This window comes from Bradyrhizobium lablabi (assembly GCF_001440475.1).
GTDB classification, from domain to species: domain Bacteria; phylum Pseudomonadota; class Alphaproteobacteria; order Rhizobiales; family Xanthobacteraceae; genus Bradyrhizobium; species Bradyrhizobium lablabi.
This window is the reverse complement of the sequence record NZ_LLYB01000046.1, coordinates 254,727-269,639: the sequence shown is the minus strand read 5'-3', so window position 1 is coordinate 269,639 and position 14,913 is coordinate 254,727. Positions and strand designations below refer to the sequence as shown.

Sequence of the window (14,913 nt, the reverse complement as noted above, 5' to 3'; positions counted from 1 at the left end):
CCAGCCTCTGGGGCAGCTACGCCGCCGTCCGTTATGACGGTGGTGCCAACGACAACCTGGCTGGCATCGCGTCCGCCAAGGGCGTCTACTGCGCAGCCTTCGCGGCAACTCACGCCGGTCAGACCGGTGTTGCTGGTACGGGTACCTACAGCTGCAACCCGGACTTCAACATCGCTCAGGTGGGTGTGGTCACCCGCTGGACTCCCGTCAAGAACCTGACGTTCTCGGCTGAAGTCGGCGCATTCTTCCTCGACCAGAAGATGGCTGGCAGCTCGACGTTCACGCCGTCTGCTCCGAAGCCGACCGCTCTGTACGAGTTCAANNNNACGTTCGCGCTCAGCGTAACTTCTGATCCCGAAAGACTTGAAACACTCGGAGAACTCCCGGCAGGCAACTGCCGGGAGTTTTTCTTTGTATGATGCTCATCTTCGCAAGTGCCGGCCCGGCATCAGTTGATGCGTAGACGGGGGGAAGGAGCTCGGCGGGCTGCCAGAAAAAGTCTGGAAACGATAAAAAATGGAAAAACGTGATTTACTCATGTAATTATCTAATCTATTATGGTCTCAAGTAGTCGGTTGCTAGCTGGCTGCCTGTTGATCCTGAAGGGGCGCATAACTCCTTCATGATAAACCTCCAAAACCTCCGGCAATGCCCTGCCGGAGGTTTTTACTTTTCAGGGCACGTGCATTCCATGATTCGGAACATGCCACGCGAGTGAGGCCTTCTTCCCGGCAAGAAAAGCTGTGCTGTCGGAAGTGGGCACAAAAAAGCGTAGTGCTGCGTGCCTTGAGACTTGGGTCGTGGTGCCGGCTGAGGGGATTGAACCCCCGACCTTCGGTTTACAAAACCGCTGCTCTACCGCTGAGCTAAGCCGGCGAAACTCTGATCAATCAATCACTTGTCGATAGATCGGATCGAACGTTTTGGCAACCTTGGCCCTAAGTTGGCCCAATGCTGAGGCCACTTGTCATCCGACCGATCTTTTCGGCTGCCGATTCATCGCTCGACGATGTCCTCTTAGCGTAGACCTTGAGCAGCACGCTAGGGTCATGGCCCAGCCTTTTTGCCACGACGTGCACCGGTGTTCCCTGATCGAGCAGCCAAGTTCCATGCGATACCCGGAGATCGTGAAGGCGAATTGAAAAGCCGAGGATCTTCTTTGCGCGCTTGGTGAATTGCTTGGTGATGCTGTCGGGATGCCGTGGCTCGTTCGGCTGGCCGTCCGGGGTTGGGAACATCAGCCAGTCATCCGGGATGCGGACAAGGCTCAAGTCAACATCTACGCCATCGGGTGCACCAGCGACCAACCGCTGATGGCGCGCCCGCATCGTGAGCAGTAGCGCGACGAGAGTGTCGTCGAGTACGATCGTGCGCTTGCCACGCTCCGACTTCGGTTCCTTGAACTGAAGCCCGTGCTTCTTTGTGTATTCCAGGGCGCTCTCAACGCGCAGCGTCTTTGCGGTCGGATTGAAGTTGGACCAGCGCAGCGCCAGTGCTTCACCGCGGCGCATGCCGGTGAACGCCATCAAGAATGCAAAATCAAAAAGCGTGGACCCGCGAAAGCCATCAACCAATGTCGTGATCTTCTCTTGCTCGAGTGCCTGGCCGATGTCGGACTCGCCGGCCGAGGGCTTCTTGATCGCGGCTGCCGGGCTAACCTGAAGCAGCTTGCCGATATCAACGGCCGCCTGCAGGCAAGCCTTGAGCACCGTCGCGACGTGATGTCGGGTGCGAGGCGCCAGCGCAGTCATCTCGGCATATAGCTTCTGGATTTCGATCGGCTTTATCTGCTGCAGCGGCCGCTCGCCCAACCTCGGCAGCACATGCTTCTTTAGCAAGTCCTCATAGCGCGCCACCGTCTTGTGCTGGCGTTCTGCCGTCTTGAGCGCAATCCAATCGTCGGCCCATTGCGACAATGTCCTCTTGTCGGGGGCGACGTGCACGCCTTTGCCCGCATCCGCCAGCAGACTGCGAAGTTTGTCTGCCGCTTCTTTTCGCGTGCCGCGGAAGGTGAGGGAGTGCCTGACGTCGCCGACGTAATAGCGCAGCCGCCAAGAATTTTCACCGCGCTTCTGAATGCTGCCGTCGCCGTGTGATCGCTTCATTTTGACCCTGCCATTTCTGCCTGAAGCATAGCGGCCAGCTTTCTGAGGGTATCGGAATCAATGCCAGCGATGATCGAAATTGCCGAGCGCGGCGGTGCCGACGATACAACAAAGTCCGACCTGTTGTGTCGGCCGAAAGGGCGCCAACCGAGTCCAGCAGCGCGCTTGTTTCGATAGACCGAGACGAATGTCAGGTCTGCTGCCATCTGCTCGGACGTCAGCACGGCGGCCAATGCCTCCTGCAGATTAGCCGCGCCGGTCCACGGGCATCTGTCCGCATCCTTCGGCGTTGCGAGGCAGAAGGCGCGCACTCGATCGTCTGTGTCCTGCAAGGTGTCTGCCGCAAGCAAGGCGATGACCAGCGCGGCAACGCCGCTTCCATCAAGTGGCGTGCCGCTGCCGGGGCCGCGCCCAGGAACGGCTTTAAGCACACCCAGCTCCACGAGCGCTTGCTGTCGCGTGTAGAGCGTATTGGCCGTGGTGCCGAGCAGTTTGGCCAGATGAGGGAGAAATGATTTCAGGCTTGCCATGCCGAAAACGTTACCAGACGGATATAGTAGTGTCCATCATTACTATTGAATACAAAGGGGGAACATCGTAAATTTGGTGCATTGCAAACCTTGGAGAAGGAGAAAACGTTGATGACAGAAGCCGATAGTCGGTTGGTCTATTCGGTTCCCGAGGCCGGGGCTATGCTCGGCTTGACCCGCAACAACGCCTACAAAGCCGCCGAACGGGGCGAGCTGCCCACAATCCGCATCGGCAAGCTGATCCGGGTTCCGAAGGCGGCGTTTCATAGGATGCTGGAGCAAGCCGGTGTTGGACCGGATGCGGCCGGCAAATGAGCGAGCCCAAGAGCATCGCCTCTCCCGGCCCCGAGCTAGACGAGATCGTCCGCCAGATCCAGGCCGTCACGACGTTGTGTGCGCTGTCCACTATGGAGGCGCGCTGCGTGTTCGAGTTGTTGCTCCAGCGCGGCTGGCGCATCGTGAAGGTCAAGGCCGATGATTCCGCTCAAGGGAGCGCGGCATGACAGCGCGCGCAAACCGGGAGACGGCCGACGACTACTCCGGCTTTGTCGCCCAGCTCAACCCGGATTGGCGGGTCGTCGCATGTCGCGACCGGGTGCAGTGGATCTTGCAGCGCCGTGGCTCGCCAGAAATGCCACGTAGGGACGATTGGCGGGCTCGCAGCTACTGCCGCACCAAGGCGGCGCTTATCCGCTGCACGCGAGAGCAGAGGACGTCAGAGAAATGCGCAGGCTCGGCGCCCGTCACGCCGACATGGACATGGCCATAGGCCGTCTGCTCGACAACCTCGGACGGAAGGGTCTTTCTGCGGCCGAAATTTCCGAGCGGCTACGGGCCTGGGCGGGCGATCTCGACGAGATGGCTCACGAGGAACGAGCCTAAAAACGACGACGCCCCCGGGTGCCATCCGAGGGCGCAATCACCGTCAAAATCCTGGAGGGGATAAATGACAAGCAACTTTGAGTGCCGAACATATGCCAGCAACTACCTCGAAATTCAAGCGTCAACCTAACCAGCGCCTATACAGTCGCGCCGGTCACAGGCTGCGCGAGATCGAGCGGCTCATCAAGCACCGCCATGGAACGCTGCCGGACACGGACGATGCTGACGTCTATCTCGTTCCGGTCGCGCGCTGTTTCATAAAGATCCTGCGCGACAAAGGCCCAGCGGCGACGGCCCCGGAAATCTCGGACCGGCTCGCTCTCTGGTGCGGCAGGTGGGCGCCCAACATCACGGCCGGCCAAATCGCCGGCGTGGTCGACGAAGCGCTCGACAATCCGAGATTTGATCGCGACGATGACCTGGGCGCCGCATTGCGCCTCACCTACGCCGAGCGCCGCCGGCTGAAGCTTAAGACCATTGGCAGCTATGACATTAACCGGGCTGGACGGCAGCGGCTCGCCAAGGACCGCAAGCGCGAACGCGACCGGCTGCGCGCGGCAGAGAAGCGTCTGGCCAATGGCGCATTGCCGCGGGCGGTCTATGAGGCGCAGAGCCTCTCAAGGGCAAGGCCATGGGAGCAACTCGGCATTAGCCGGGCCACCTTTATGCGCCGTCGAAAGAAGGCGAGCGAGGCAGGCATACCACTTGAGACAAGTGCATCGCCTCACCCTTCTTCTATCCACGAGCGACGGACTTGTCTCACTGGCACCGGCGGTGCAGACGAGACGCGCGCTGCGCGGGCCTTACGGCCTAAGCGCCGCCCTGTGGGCGACGCTCTCTTCCGAGAGACCGGTGTAAAGGATTCTGGCGAAGGGGAAGTAAGGAAGAAAGCTAAGGCAGCGTCACATCCCAACCCGACGACGTCATGCAGGGAGGTCGCGGCATGACGGCGCGAGACTCGATTTGTGACTGAGGACGCGCCAGATCACCTCGAGCGTCTTGCCGACGAACTAGAGGCCGGCGCCGAGCTGACATCCTCGCAGCGCGCCGCAGTCGCCGCGGCGTTGCGCCAGGCGCTGACGCTGCCGGCGGCACGAAACGAGGAGCGCGACCGGCTGATTGTGGAAGCCCGGCACCGTTTCTACGCGGACCGCACCGACCACGACGCGGCCCACGAGATCGCCACCCAATGGCGCCGTTACGCTGTCACAGGCTGGCTGCGCGACCGAGTTTGCGACAGTTGCCCCCCGCGAATCGCCGGCAATCTCCACGGCGCATTGTGGGCGATCATGCAGCAATCGCCGCGTCCGCTAAGTGCCGACAGAGTCCGAAAAATTGTTGGGCGTTTGAAGTGACCAACGCGACGCGTCATGTGTGGTGCATATCAACGAGAGATGAGACATGACCGACATACTCAATCTGCCGAACGTTCCGGAAGCCGCCCGTGACCGGATTCAAGATTTGCGCGACGTCGCTGGAGACAAGCGCGCCGCGCTAGTCTCAATTTCCAGGGATCGGACAGAGGCTTGGGTCGCGAAAGCGAGCGCGGAAGCGCGCATGGCCGAGATAAAGCGCCACTCGTCAGGGTTCCTCAATGAAGCGGAACCCCCTCTGTCGCAGTTGCTCGAAGTGATCGCCCATCAAGGCGCGATCGTACGGAGATGCGACAAGCGCACCGCGGAAATCCAGCCCGGGTATGAGGCGGCATCGCGGCTGCTCGCGTCCCTGGAAAACTACATCAGCGCGAATGCCGCCAGACTCGTTTTGTACGAAGGCGCCGCCCCGCGCCTCCAGGATGGCGAGACTGCAATCGATGCACTGGAGCGCGCCGGGCGCCGTAGTCGGGCGCTGCAAGCGGATCGCACAGAAGTTTTGAGCGCTCCGCTACCTTCCGCGCTGGTGAAGCAGATCGCCTTGGCGGAGCTGAAGGCGCGTGCCGAGGCGGCGGCGCCTGACGTCTTCGCCCTGATCGAACAGGGCGGGCAGATCGAGTTTCCGACGATCCGGATGGCGACGGAACAGTACGGCGCGCAACAGCCGGTGCATGTGTTCGGCATTGACCCTATCGGAACGCTCGCGTGGCTTTTCCCGAAGGAGTTCCAGACTGCGATCGGCCGTGAAATAGACGCCGCTTCAGATGACGCCGCGGCACTATCGCCGGAGCAGCGCAAGGCCAAGGTGGCCCAGATCGACGCCGACATTCTCGCAAGCGCGCGGGATGAGGCCAGGTTCGCAACGCTAGCCGGCGTGCTACCGCGCGAAGATTGCGACCCCCGGGCTGTACTGGGGTTGGCCGACCACTGCCCCGCACCTGAAGCGAGATAACTGATCACGCGCGGCGACATTGACGGCGATGCGGCCAGTCGAACATCGGGAAGCCCCCTGCGGGCCTCGCGTGAAAGTCTTTTTCGCCGTTCAAGGGGCGCAAGGCCGCGCACTAACTTTCGTGTCGCGAGACTGTGATGATGATCGTCAACACGCACGCACGCCACCTGCTACACCCAGCGCTGATAGGCGCAGCAGCCCGCCGCCTGCGCCCGTCCATGGCCCTGCAAGCAGGCCCGCCGCACCATAGCGCCATCGGGCGAAGCCGCATCCACGCGCCGCCGGATCACCAGCAATCGCCCCTCTATGATCGGCACCCATGCGCCTTCTGTCGCTTGCCGCTGTCTTCCGCCTCCAGCCGCAGCCAGCGCACCACGGGCCACGGCAAGGGCAGCAATCGGGCAAATTCGCGCGATTTTTTCAAGGTACCTTTCGCGATAGATGAGCCATGCGCGCGCGAGGCGCCCACCAATTCAGCGTATTTCGGCTCGCAAAAATTCACTTGTTTGTGACTTTAATCCTCATGAAGGACCCCCATGCCCGTGAAACGCAAGCCCACCCCAAAGAATACCGCCAAGGCCAAGGCTGCCGAGCCCGAGCCCGCGAAGCCCGCGGGCATGTCGCAAACCGAGATCGCGACCCTGCTCGGCGTGACTCAACAGCGTGTTTCGCAGCTTATCCAACAGGGAGTGTTCCAGACGGCGAACGGGAGGTTGAGCCCATGGCAAGCGGTGCCGGCCTACATCCGATCGATCAAAGTCGACGATGGCACGGCCAGAATACGGGCGGCCAAGGCGATCGAGATTGAGACGCGGAACGCCAAGGAACGGAGCGAGCTGATTTCGCTCGAAGACGTGAATTACGCGGTCGGCATGATCGCCTCGAAGTTTTGCGGCGAGCTGGCCGGCGTCGCGGCCGCCAGCACGCGGGATCTTGGATTGCGTGAGATCATCCAGTCGCACCTCACCGCGGCCATCTTGAGATTCAAGGCGTCGCTCGACGCGGTGGCTGCCGACGCCAAAGCCGGGCGGCCGATCGTCGACGATGGGGGCTCCGATGACGAAGATTAGCCTCCCCGAGGCGCTGGCGATTATCCGCGCTCCTCGTGACGTCGCCATTGACCGCGCGCTTGCGGACGGGGCGACTATTGAGGACGTCGCGCGCGCCGGGCTGCTTATCAGGAAGGTCACAACCTTTTGGCTCCTACACGCAGACCCCGTCAGCCACGCCAAGATACTGCAGGTCGAGGACGAGCACCTTGAGGCCATGCGGCTGCGCATGATGGAAATTGACGACAATAACGATTTGGACGCGGCGCAGATCGCTGCGGATGTGTTGAGGCCCCGATGACTAACTCCGAAATCGCCGAAATCGACGCGGCCATCGTTTCGTTGCGGGCAGTCATAGATGCGGCCGAGCAAACCCTCGCCCGGCTGATTGCCCAGAGGCCGGCCCGCTACATCGCGCCATCGCAAGCCACCGGCATCGATGGCCGAAGCGAGTCGCAAATCAGAAGGGATTGTGAAGCGAATCCGGTCGACCGTGGCGGCTTCGGTCTGAAGGTGAATGGGCGCTGGCTCGTCGACGAGCACATCTATCGATTGATGCGCGGCAGACTGCTCTGATGCGCGTTTGTGCGCGTTTGCTTTGTAGCGATGCATGCACTCGCGTGGGATTATGACCGGGTGTCGGCAGGTCGTAAGACAGCCTGCCGGCCCTCTTGCTGGTTTGAACTCGGGCGGTGCGTCGACCGCCCGTTTTTTTAGGAAATGAGGTTCAAGAATGTCTAACCGCAATGCATCAGACCGCGCCTGCAGCGATCTCGCGACTGTCGAGACCGAACTTGCCAGGCGCATCCGGACGGACATCGCGGCGGCGAAATCGATCATGCATGCGTTGCTCCAGGATGTTGCCGAGGCACGCGAATTGACCCCCGACGACGGCGCAGCCGCCGTTCTATCCCACGAGGATGCCGCCTAAATGACCGAACACGAACACGATCTTTCAGCCTCGTACCGCGAGTGCCAGTATTGCCGGAACGACTTCAGCCGCATCTCTGAGCACTTCAGCCTCTCCGCAAAGGCCGGAATCCCAGTGCCTGCCAACTATGCCGATGGCATGTCGGTCCTCGAATTCCTCAATGCTGAAAGGAACGCCGCCCCAACGCAGCGTTTGCGGAATGATGCCGCAAAGCAGAAAATCGACCAGTCCTGGGCAGAGGTCATCGCGGATCTGAACAGGCAAAATCAATCGCGTTAGGCGTGCGTGCAGCGACGCACGCCTAACGTCGCGCCGCCCGCCGGCCCGAGGGTAGTACTCCGCCCCAGGTTGGCCGGGCGGCGCCCCCTATCTTAACCATTTGAGCGCGGTTTGGAGGGGCAGCGCAGAACGCAGAAGGAATTGATCTTGAGCAAGGTGATCGAAGCCCGCGCAATTGTGAGCGCAACTGATTCCACCGGGAACACGCTCGACAAGATCGCCTCCAAATTCAAACATTTGGAAAAGACCGCCAAGGCGGTGGAGTCCATCAAGCCCCTCAAGTTCACTGGCAATTTGATGGACGAGCTCAAGCGGCTTGGCCTTGCCGAAAAAGACCTGCAAAAAGTCCGGCGAGAGATGCATCTCTTCGATGCGCAATTGAAGAGCGGCGGCCCCGTGAGGGCGTCGGCTTATTTTCGCGCGATGGACGACTGGAAGAGTAAGACGGTCGCGCATTGGCGCGCGGTGAAAATAGAGGCCGATGCCGCTACCGCGGCGCAGGCAAGGTTTGCCAGCGCATCGGCCAAGATAATGCCCGTGGTCCGAAGCGCAGCCGGGTGGTTGGGCGGCGGCTATGCGGGTTATCGCGGGGCGCGCTACATCTTCGACAAATCTCGGGAAGGCTCCAGCGAGACCGAACGGCAGCGCCAGGTTGGGCTGACGCAAGCACAGTCCGACGAAATCGCGGCCGAGGCGGAGAAGCAATCAAAGGCGTTCCCGTCGGTTTCGCAGACCGAACTGCGCGCAGCCACGCGCGAAGCTGTAATGCAGTTGGGCGACCAGCGGGCCGGAATCCAGGCGGCGCAAGCGGTCGCCGAATTTATGACCGTCGGAAAGCCGATGTGGGGCGAGCAGACCGCAGAACAGGTCCGCAAGGCCTTACAGGGCGCAGATGCTCGCGGCATCACCACGCCGGACCGCATTCGCAGTTGGCTCGACGCACAAGCGCGCGCCTCGCAGGTTGAGGGCGGGGCTGACTTTACAGCACAAGACATGCGGACCGCGATCCGCTTCGGGCGCAGCGCTCTGAAAGGGCAAAGCGATAGGTTTATGGCTTCCGTGTTGCCCGGGCTTGCAGTCGACATGGGTCCGGGACAGGCCGGCACGGGCATCCAGAGTTTGTACTCCGGACTCATCGGGGGTACTCAGAAAAAGGCAGCCCTCGAGTTTCAAAGGAAGCACGGCCTCCGCGAGAAGGACGGCCGGCTCGTTGGCCAGGAGGCGTTCACGCACGATCTCGATAAGTGGGTCGACGAGACACTCATCCCGCGCATGCAGAAGGCGGGTGTCAATCTCGACGACACCGCGGCGGTTGGCGAGTTCGCGACAAAGGCGATCTCGAACCGCACCGGCGCGGATGTCATCACGAACTTAGTATCCCAGCGCGAAATGCGGTGGAGGAAGGCACAGCAATACGCGCTGGCCAAGGGCCTGGAGGGCGCAGGTCAACAGCACCAGCGGGACGTCGGAACTGCATTGGAGGGTGTGAGCAAGCAGCTCACCAACCTGGCGACCTCCGCAGATACTGCGAAGGCGTCGATCGGCGCGTTGAACTCGATCATGACCGCCATCCAAAAACTGGGCGACAGCGGCGCTGGTGTAGCGCTGGGGCAGGGCATCCGCAACAACGTGGAAGACATCACGCGGATGTTCGAAGACTTTTCAGCGATGGCCGAGCGGATCAACTCGGCATTCGAGCGGGCGAAGAAGGCTCTCATGGACCCGCTGGGGCTGTTGCCCAAGGGTGAGAACCAAAGCACGCGAATGGGCGGGCCGCGCAATCAATCGTCGACGTGGCCGACTTCAGCGTCGGCCGTGCCGTACACAGGTGAGCCAGGGGAAAATTCAACTTACGTCCCAGCGACCGGCTACCGCACTAGCGGCGCGGCAAGGCTCGGCGGCGGCCGCTTTATAGCGGCGCCGACATTTCCAGCACCGGAAGTCACCGCAACGATGACACACGGAACGACGGCCGGCGGCGGCGCCATCTCCGTGAATGGCACGGTGAGCGGCGAGGCACATCTCGATCAGACGATTAAAATCGAAGCCTCTCCCTATTTCGAAGCCAAGATGAACGAGATCAAGGGCATGGTCATCAGTCTCCGCGGGCAGATGAATGGGCCCGGCTCGAACGGCAAGTCGAGCCCGGATGCCGCTGCGCCCTCGCACCCCAGCGGCGGACATCATTGATGTGGTGGCGCCGTCGACGATCCCGCCTCGATGCGCTCGCCGCTCGCGTGGAGGAGCTTGAGTATCGCCTCGGCCGTGTAGCCGTTCGGCAAGTCGCGAGCGAGACTCTGTTCTCCACAGCGACCGCGTTTGTTGCGGGTGCGATCCCTGAAAACCTCCGCCGGCGACTGTTCCACGAACTCCGCAATTGCGCGCACGCGAGCGCCAGCGATGAGGTTATCGCCCTGGAGCTAGAAGAGCGTTTCGATCGGTTGTTAGATGACATTCAGATGATGGCCGAGGTGTCGCGGTTGGGCAACGTGAGTGAGAGACAATGATGCGCGGTGGCACGTTGAAATTTTTCTGCCCTATGCGAGGCTTTGGCTTCATCAAGTGCGATGACACCGGCGCAGACGTATTCGTGCACGCGTCGACGTTCGAGGTGGCTGGCATCGTGCCGGAGCAAGGCATGCGGCTGGCTTTCGACTTGCAGACCACGCGTCACGGGCGGGTTCGAGCTGGCAACCTCCGCGCCGAGCGTTCTCTCGAGTGATTGCAACGTTGCAGGCCATACATAGATTGGATGAATGATTTGAGTGCCGCGCCTTGGTGCGCGACGCTCCGCAGCTCGGTCGACGCCGGATGAACGCGCGGCCGGGCTGCACGTTGTTTAGGACGACGGAGGACGTGTGTACGACGAGGATCACTGTGCGGATGATGACGTCGCCCCCGCCGCCTTCGAACCCATCAAGCACCAGTGGCACACCGACGAACTCGCGAGCGAGGTCCGCGAAATCCTCGTCGCTCTCGACGCGCCGACGGCCGATGCCGAGGTGATGAACGCATTCCAACGCACAATCTGGCGCGGACGGCGGTTCGGTGTAGATGGCCGCGGACGGGTAATTCTCGCATGCCGCTGTATCCTCGAATCGGAGGACAATGCGGACGCATTCCGCGAGCCGTTTGTCGGCGCGGTCCTGGATGTGTGCGGCGATGAGTTCGCTGCCAGCGGGCTCAAGCTGGTAGAGGCCTTCGATGAAATTAAGCTCACCCGCATCTGGGAGGACATGAGGCGGCTGGAATATTTCTACCTCTCTGAGGCCCACAGCGCTCTCAACCGGATAATCCGCAACAAGGTGCGGAGGCTTCTGACACCGCCGCAGCCCGAACCGGTGAAGGTGCCGAGCAAGAAAGAGCAGGCCGAGGCCTCCAGGAAGACGCTAGCGTCGGCGAACCGGAAGACCGTGGAGCGAAACATCGAGCTCGGCCGCAAGCTGGCGGCGCTGCGGGATGTCACACCGCGCAACAGGGCTTTCTCGCATGCCGTAGACCAGTTTGATTTACGCGACCGGCACGAGGCTGCCGAGTTGATCCGCGTTGCCCGACTCTATGGAGACCGGTCCGACATCACCGCGAAGGTGCGCAACTGGCGCGTTCTCGTCGGGCTCTCGAGCACAACGCTGTCGGACGCGGCGCGCCGGAAGTTGGAGGGCCGGATCCTGGCCGGCGAGAATGTGACGGCGAAGGCGGTTGCAGCGGCAGGGTCACCGAGGAAGAAACGCAGATAGCCATTTCCTGCGGCAGCGCACGGGCGTCTCAACTTTAGGGTGGGCACTTGCCCCAATGTTTCGGGCTACCGAACCACAGGCGACGGACGCTCACTTGACGCCCATTTTAGTCAGCCGATCGGAGAAGGCGGCCGGGCCATTTTCGTATGTCGATTTGCACTGATGGGCGTGTTTTTTGTAGAGTACCGAAATATTTACGCAATTATTCTCGGTATCCGTCTTCATCTCCTCGACGGCGATTTCAACTTTCGCGCTGATCGCCTTATCAGAAACGTCGGCTAGTTTCCCCGTTTCGATGCCTCTTTTCATGAATGTTTGCGCTCCGGTCGTATACTGAGCCGCAAGCGGATCGTTTGGGTTCTTGTTTTGGATACACTGAGCCACAAACAAGTAGTAGGCTCCGCAGATCAGATTTTCATGGGAGAAATTGTTGGCGGCGTCCTTAATTTTTTGGATGTCCTGAGCAGCCGCGGTGCTGACGCAAGCAAAAAAAACGGCGCACAACAGTTTTATCATAGATCCCTTCCCCTCCTAAGTTGAGAGCCGACCCCTAGCAGACAGCCATTTCCGGGCCAGCGCTGGCGCGTGGGCGTGTCCGTCGGCTAGAACCGGCCGGCTAGCACGTACCTGAAGGCTCGACCAACCAACCACGCGAACACAGCGGCGACCGCGGCGCCGGGGATCAATTCTCCGTGCATGATGAGGCCCTCGAGCACGAAGAAGCCGAAGAGTGCCGCGATGGCGCAGCCGGTCCAATAGAAAACGTTCCCCAAGCGCTCAATCATTGTCCAATGTCCTTAAAAGCGGGGGCGAGGGTGGCGCACGCTAGGACGCGGGCCGCGATGACCGCTTCGATGCGACCGGATCCTGCGGCTGCACCTTAACCTTGAATGATCCATCCGCATCATAAGCACTGATCATCTTCTCATTCAGTGTTTTTTGAAGCGCTGCCGTCTCTCCAGAACCGGGAATTTCCGTAATTTTCATTGGGATCGCATCGTGCCCTCTGAGAATGCGGCCTATGCCATGCATAAACGCGATATATGATTGCTCCAGCTCGACACGCCCGCGCGGATAATAGATGCCCCGTCGAAGTTCTTCATTGGAAAATTTGTAACCAAGCGCCTTCGACATTGCCGAAAGCAAAGTAACCAGTCGATCGTCGCACCGCTGATTCCATGCTCGGAGCCGGGCCATGTCCTCGTCGTCGTCTGGAATGCCGTGATTTAGTTCACCAAACAGTTCGCGCCATGCATCGATCACCCGCTTGTCTGCCGCCCCGCCAAATCTGCCAGGTGAAAATTCCAGGTCGATCAGGTTTAAGGCTTTGACGTAGTCATCGTGTTGCCGAGTGGCGCGGTTGGACATTAGAGCCGTAAAAATCCATTGTCGCCTTCGCGACCGATCGGAAGCTCTCTCAATAAATTTCTGTGTTTGAACAGCGATCACCGGCCCGGCCAGCGTCGCAAGGACGACCCACCACTCGACGGACATCTCTAACCCCTCTCGCGATTCGCAGTGCTGCCAAGATGGCACGTTTAGCGGGAGGCGGAGGCCAAATGCCCGCTTGTTCCCGGATATTCATAGGCGGCCGGGTCGTCGCCCCCAAGCGCAAAAATCGCGCCGGCGTGAGCCGGGCCCCTTCTGGGGATGGTGAGCCTAAAGGATCTTAGTGCCGTAAAGGATGTGCCAGAACCAATGTGTCCGCGTCTGGCTGTTCTCGAGACATAGTTCGCGCTCGACGCGCTTCCTGACGTCTTCGCGGCTGAAAAGCTCTGAACACATCCCCACCGAGTCCGCATATCTATAGTTCTCTAGGCGAACGACAGATACCCACCTAGCCCCGCCGCAGACGCCGCTCATAGCGTCGGGTCGGTTTAGTCGCGATGAGGCCGCAGCTTTGAACCGGCATTAATCGGCAGTGCAAACCGGCCGCGATCAGCGATGTCTACTGTCTTCGCCATCAAGGGAACGAGTCTAATCAGTCGCGCCGCCGCCTCGGGGACGGAGTATTTGCGCCACGCTCCCTCTAAGAAGAAGAAAACGATTTTGGATCGATCGAGTGCGAGACGTTCATGCGGTCGAGACTGAATCCGTAGGTCCTTGGTTAAAACTGCCCACCCACTTTCGCGGTCAAGCTCGGTCATCCAGTCGACATCTGAGGTATCGGGAGGAAACCTGTCCTTCAGGGCTTGGAACGTATGATCAGGGTATAACGGTTGAAGAGCGCGTGCGATCGCGGGACTGAGGTTATGGTCGACGAGCAGCTTCACGCTGCGAGCTGTTCCTCAAATGCGAGCGCGGATCGAATCTCCGCTTTAGGCACTTCGTATAAACGTGCCACCGCCTCTATTGAGCCGTCGATCTTGACCGCCTCTGCCAGGATTTCGGTCGGCACACCCTGCCGAACGATCGGGCGCCCGAATGATCTTGAGGGATCTACGACAACGGACCGTTGCCGCATGCCGAGCGGATACCATCTGGACACCGTGGAAGCGTCAAATTCAAGATCGCGGAGGCTCGGCTCGATCATGGTCCGAAAGACTTGCTGCCGCCTCTTCAGATCAATCATTCGCCCGTCGTGATCCTTCTCGGTAATCTCCAAAAAGATCGTCTTGCCGTCGGTGCGGAAACGCTGAGTAGAGAACGGGCGATCGTCGCGGACTTCCTCGACGGCGCGTCGGTAGCAATCGCGGATCGTCGGCAACCCAATGCCGAGGTCACGGAACGTCTTCACAAAACGAAGTTCGATCAGGTCCCGGAAGCTGAGCTCGATCTGATCATCCTCATTCTGATAATCTGGCCTCCAGAGCGGCTCCGAATGACGAGTGTTGTCCTCGCCGTGGGAATAGCCGCGCAGCCATCGAGCCACGGTGTTGCGCGAGACGCGTCGCGCCGGCGCCAATCCGGGCCGATTGAAATTGAGCAACCTGACGCCCTCAACGGCGCTGTAGGTGCCCTTGCCCATGGCATCAGGTTCCGCTGGGACGTTCTTCAGCATGGGGCACCAATACCGCCGGATTCGGGCGCGGGAAAGTCGGTCATTTGTTCGCCTTGACCTTCAGCCCGGTCTCG

At 60.6% G+C, this 14,913-nt stretch carries 23 protein-coding genes, 1 tRNA gene and 1 pseudogene; 17 read left to right on the top strand and 8 right to left on the bottom strand.

What is annotated here, in order from left to right; translation table 11 throughout:
* Positions 1-322, top strand: a pseudogene (locus CQ14_RS43340) (porin); the annotation flags it as partial.
* Positions 323-801: 479 nt separating this feature from the next.
* Here CQ14_RS43340 and CQ14_RS06915 read toward each other — a convergent pair.
* The 3 genes from CQ14_RS06915 to CQ14_RS06905 form a co-directional block, all read right to left on the bottom strand.
* A tRNA-Thr gene (locus CQ14_RS06915) sits at positions 802-876 on the bottom strand.
* Between the two features lie 62 nt (positions 877-938).
* Complete coding sequence (locus tag CQ14_RS06910; RefSeq protein ID WP_057857163.1) at positions 939-2,105, bottom strand: tyrosine-type recombinase/integrase; 1,167 nt, start codon at positions 2,103-2,105, stop codon at positions 939-941.
* On the bottom strand, positions 2,102-2,635 hold the full coding sequence (locus CQ14_RS06905) for a hypothetical protein (RefSeq protein ID WP_057857162.1): 534 nt from the start codon (positions 2,633-2,635) through the stop codon (positions 2,102-2,104). Before CQ14_RS06905 ends, CQ14_RS06910 begins: the two co-directional genes overlap by 4 nt.
* A gap of 111 nt (positions 2,636-2,746) precedes the next feature.
* Between CQ14_RS06905 and CQ14_RS06900 the strand changes: the two genes are divergently transcribed.
* From CQ14_RS06900 to CQ14_RS06825, 16 genes are all read left to right on the top strand, one after another.
* Positions 2,747-2,950 carry a helix-turn-helix domain-containing protein gene (locus CQ14_RS06900; RefSeq protein WP_082649748.1) on the top strand — a complete coding sequence of 68 codons (204 nt, stop codon included), beginning with the start codon at positions 2,747-2,749 and terminating at the stop codon, positions 2,948-2,950.
* On the top strand, positions 2,947-3,138 hold the full coding sequence (locus tag CQ14_RS06895; RefSeq protein ID WP_057857160.1) for a hypothetical protein: 192 nt from the start codon (positions 2,947-2,949) through the stop codon (positions 3,136-3,138). Before CQ14_RS06900 ends, CQ14_RS06895 begins: the two co-directional genes overlap by 4 nt.
* Before the next feature lie 220 nt (positions 3,139-3,358).
* Positions 3,359-3,517, top strand: a complete 159-nt coding sequence (locus CQ14_RS06890; protein WP_156434724.1) for a hypothetical protein — start codon at positions 3,359-3,361, stop codon at positions 3,515-3,517.
* A gap of 92 nt (positions 3,518-3,609) precedes the next feature.
* Positions 3,610-4,464 carry a hypothetical protein gene (locus CQ14_RS06885; protein ID WP_057857158.1) on the top strand — a complete coding sequence of 285 codons (855 nt, stop codon included), beginning with the start codon at positions 3,610-3,612 and terminating at the stop codon, positions 4,462-4,464.
* A gap of 18 nt (positions 4,465-4,482) precedes the next feature.
* Positions 4,483-4,872 carry a hypothetical protein gene (locus CQ14_RS06880; protein ID WP_057857157.1) on the top strand — a complete coding sequence of 130 codons (390 nt, stop codon included), beginning with the start codon at positions 4,483-4,485 and terminating at the stop codon, positions 4,870-4,872.
* A gap of 46 nt (positions 4,873-4,918) precedes the next feature.
* Positions 4,919-5,842, top strand: a complete 924-nt coding sequence (locus tag CQ14_RS06875; protein ID WP_057857156.1) for a hypothetical protein — start codon at positions 4,919-4,921, stop codon at positions 5,840-5,842.
* 137 nt (positions 5,843-5,979) lie between these two features.
* A complete protein-coding gene (locus CQ14_RS43335; RefSeq protein WP_156434723.1) occupies positions 5,980-6,354 on the top strand; it encodes a hypothetical protein in 375 nt (124 codons plus the stop codon).
* A gap of 24 nt (positions 6,355-6,378) precedes the next feature.
* On the top strand, positions 6,379-6,912 hold the full coding sequence (locus CQ14_RS06865; RefSeq protein ID WP_057857154.1) for a sigma-70 family RNA polymerase sigma factor: 534 nt from the start codon (positions 6,379-6,381) through the stop codon (positions 6,910-6,912).
* Complete coding sequence (locus tag CQ14_RS06860) at positions 6,899-7,192, top strand: hypothetical protein (RefSeq protein WP_057857153.1); 294 nt, start codon at positions 6,899-6,901, stop codon at positions 7,190-7,192. Before CQ14_RS06865 ends, CQ14_RS06860 begins: the two co-directional genes overlap by 14 nt.
* Complete coding sequence (locus tag CQ14_RS06855) at positions 7,189-7,467, top strand: hypothetical protein (protein ID WP_057857152.1); 279 nt, start codon at positions 7,189-7,191, stop codon at positions 7,465-7,467. The genes CQ14_RS06860 and CQ14_RS06855 overlap by 4 nt, the downstream gene beginning before the upstream one ends.
* Before the next feature lie 157 nt (positions 7,468-7,624).
* On the top strand, positions 7,625-7,822 hold the full coding sequence (locus CQ14_RS06850) for a hypothetical protein (protein ID WP_057857151.1): 198 nt from the start codon (positions 7,625-7,627) through the stop codon (positions 7,820-7,822).
* Positions 7,823-8,101, top strand: a complete 279-nt coding sequence (locus tag CQ14_RS06845) for a hypothetical protein (protein WP_057857150.1) — start codon at positions 7,823-7,825, stop codon at positions 8,099-8,101.
* A 147-nt stretch (positions 8,102-8,248) separates the two neighbouring features.
* Positions 8,249-10,291, top strand: coding sequence for a hypothetical protein (locus tag CQ14_RS06840; RefSeq protein ID WP_156434722.1), 2,043 nt, complete (start codon positions 8,249-8,251; stop codon positions 10,289-10,291).
* Positions 10,291-10,608 (top strand): hypothetical protein, encoded by a 318-nt coding sequence (locus CQ14_RS06835; RefSeq protein WP_057857148.1) that lies wholly within the window; start codon positions 10,291-10,293, stop codon positions 10,606-10,608. Before CQ14_RS06840 ends, CQ14_RS06835 begins: the two co-directional genes overlap by 1 nt.
* Positions 10,608-10,823: a cold shock domain-containing protein gene (locus CQ14_RS06830; protein ID WP_057857147.1), complete on the top strand. Its 216-nt coding sequence runs from the start codon at positions 10,608-10,610 to the stop codon at positions 10,821-10,823. Before CQ14_RS06835 ends, CQ14_RS06830 begins: the two co-directional genes overlap by 1 nt.
* A 136-nt stretch (positions 10,824-10,959) precedes the next feature.
* Entirely contained in the window at positions 10,960-11,838 is an 879-nt protein-coding gene (locus tag CQ14_RS06825; RefSeq protein ID WP_057857146.1) for a hypothetical protein, read from the top strand.
* 90 nt (positions 11,839-11,928) lie between these two features.
* Here the strand turns inward: CQ14_RS06825 and CQ14_RS06820 are convergent, their stop codons facing one another.
* From CQ14_RS06820 to CQ14_RS06795, 5 genes are all read right to left on the bottom strand, one after another.
* A complete protein-coding gene (locus tag CQ14_RS06820; protein WP_057857145.1) occupies positions 11,929-12,354 on the bottom strand; it encodes a hypothetical protein in 426 nt (141 codons plus the stop codon).
* An 86-nt stretch (positions 12,355-12,440) separates the two neighbouring features.
* Positions 12,441-12,623, bottom strand: coding sequence for a hypothetical protein (locus CQ14_RS06815; RefSeq protein WP_057857144.1), 183 nt, complete (start codon positions 12,621-12,623; stop codon positions 12,441-12,443).
* A 40-nt stretch (positions 12,624-12,663) separates the two neighbouring features.
* Positions 12,664-13,332, bottom strand: a complete 669-nt coding sequence (locus CQ14_RS06810) for a DUF6680 family protein (RefSeq protein WP_156434721.1) — start codon at positions 13,330-13,332, stop codon at positions 12,664-12,666.
* A gap of 383 nt (positions 13,333-13,715) precedes the next feature.
* Positions 13,716-14,111: a PIN-like domain-containing protein gene (locus CQ14_RS06800; RefSeq protein WP_057857141.1), complete on the bottom strand. Its 396-nt coding sequence runs from the start codon at positions 14,109-14,111 to the stop codon at positions 13,716-13,718.
* Positions 14,108-14,839, bottom strand: a complete 732-nt coding sequence (locus CQ14_RS06795; protein WP_057857140.1) for a DUF433 domain-containing protein — start codon at positions 14,837-14,839, stop codon at positions 14,108-14,110. Before CQ14_RS06795 ends, CQ14_RS06800 begins: the two co-directional genes overlap by 4 nt.
* Positions 14,840-14,913 lie beyond the last annotated feature (74 nt).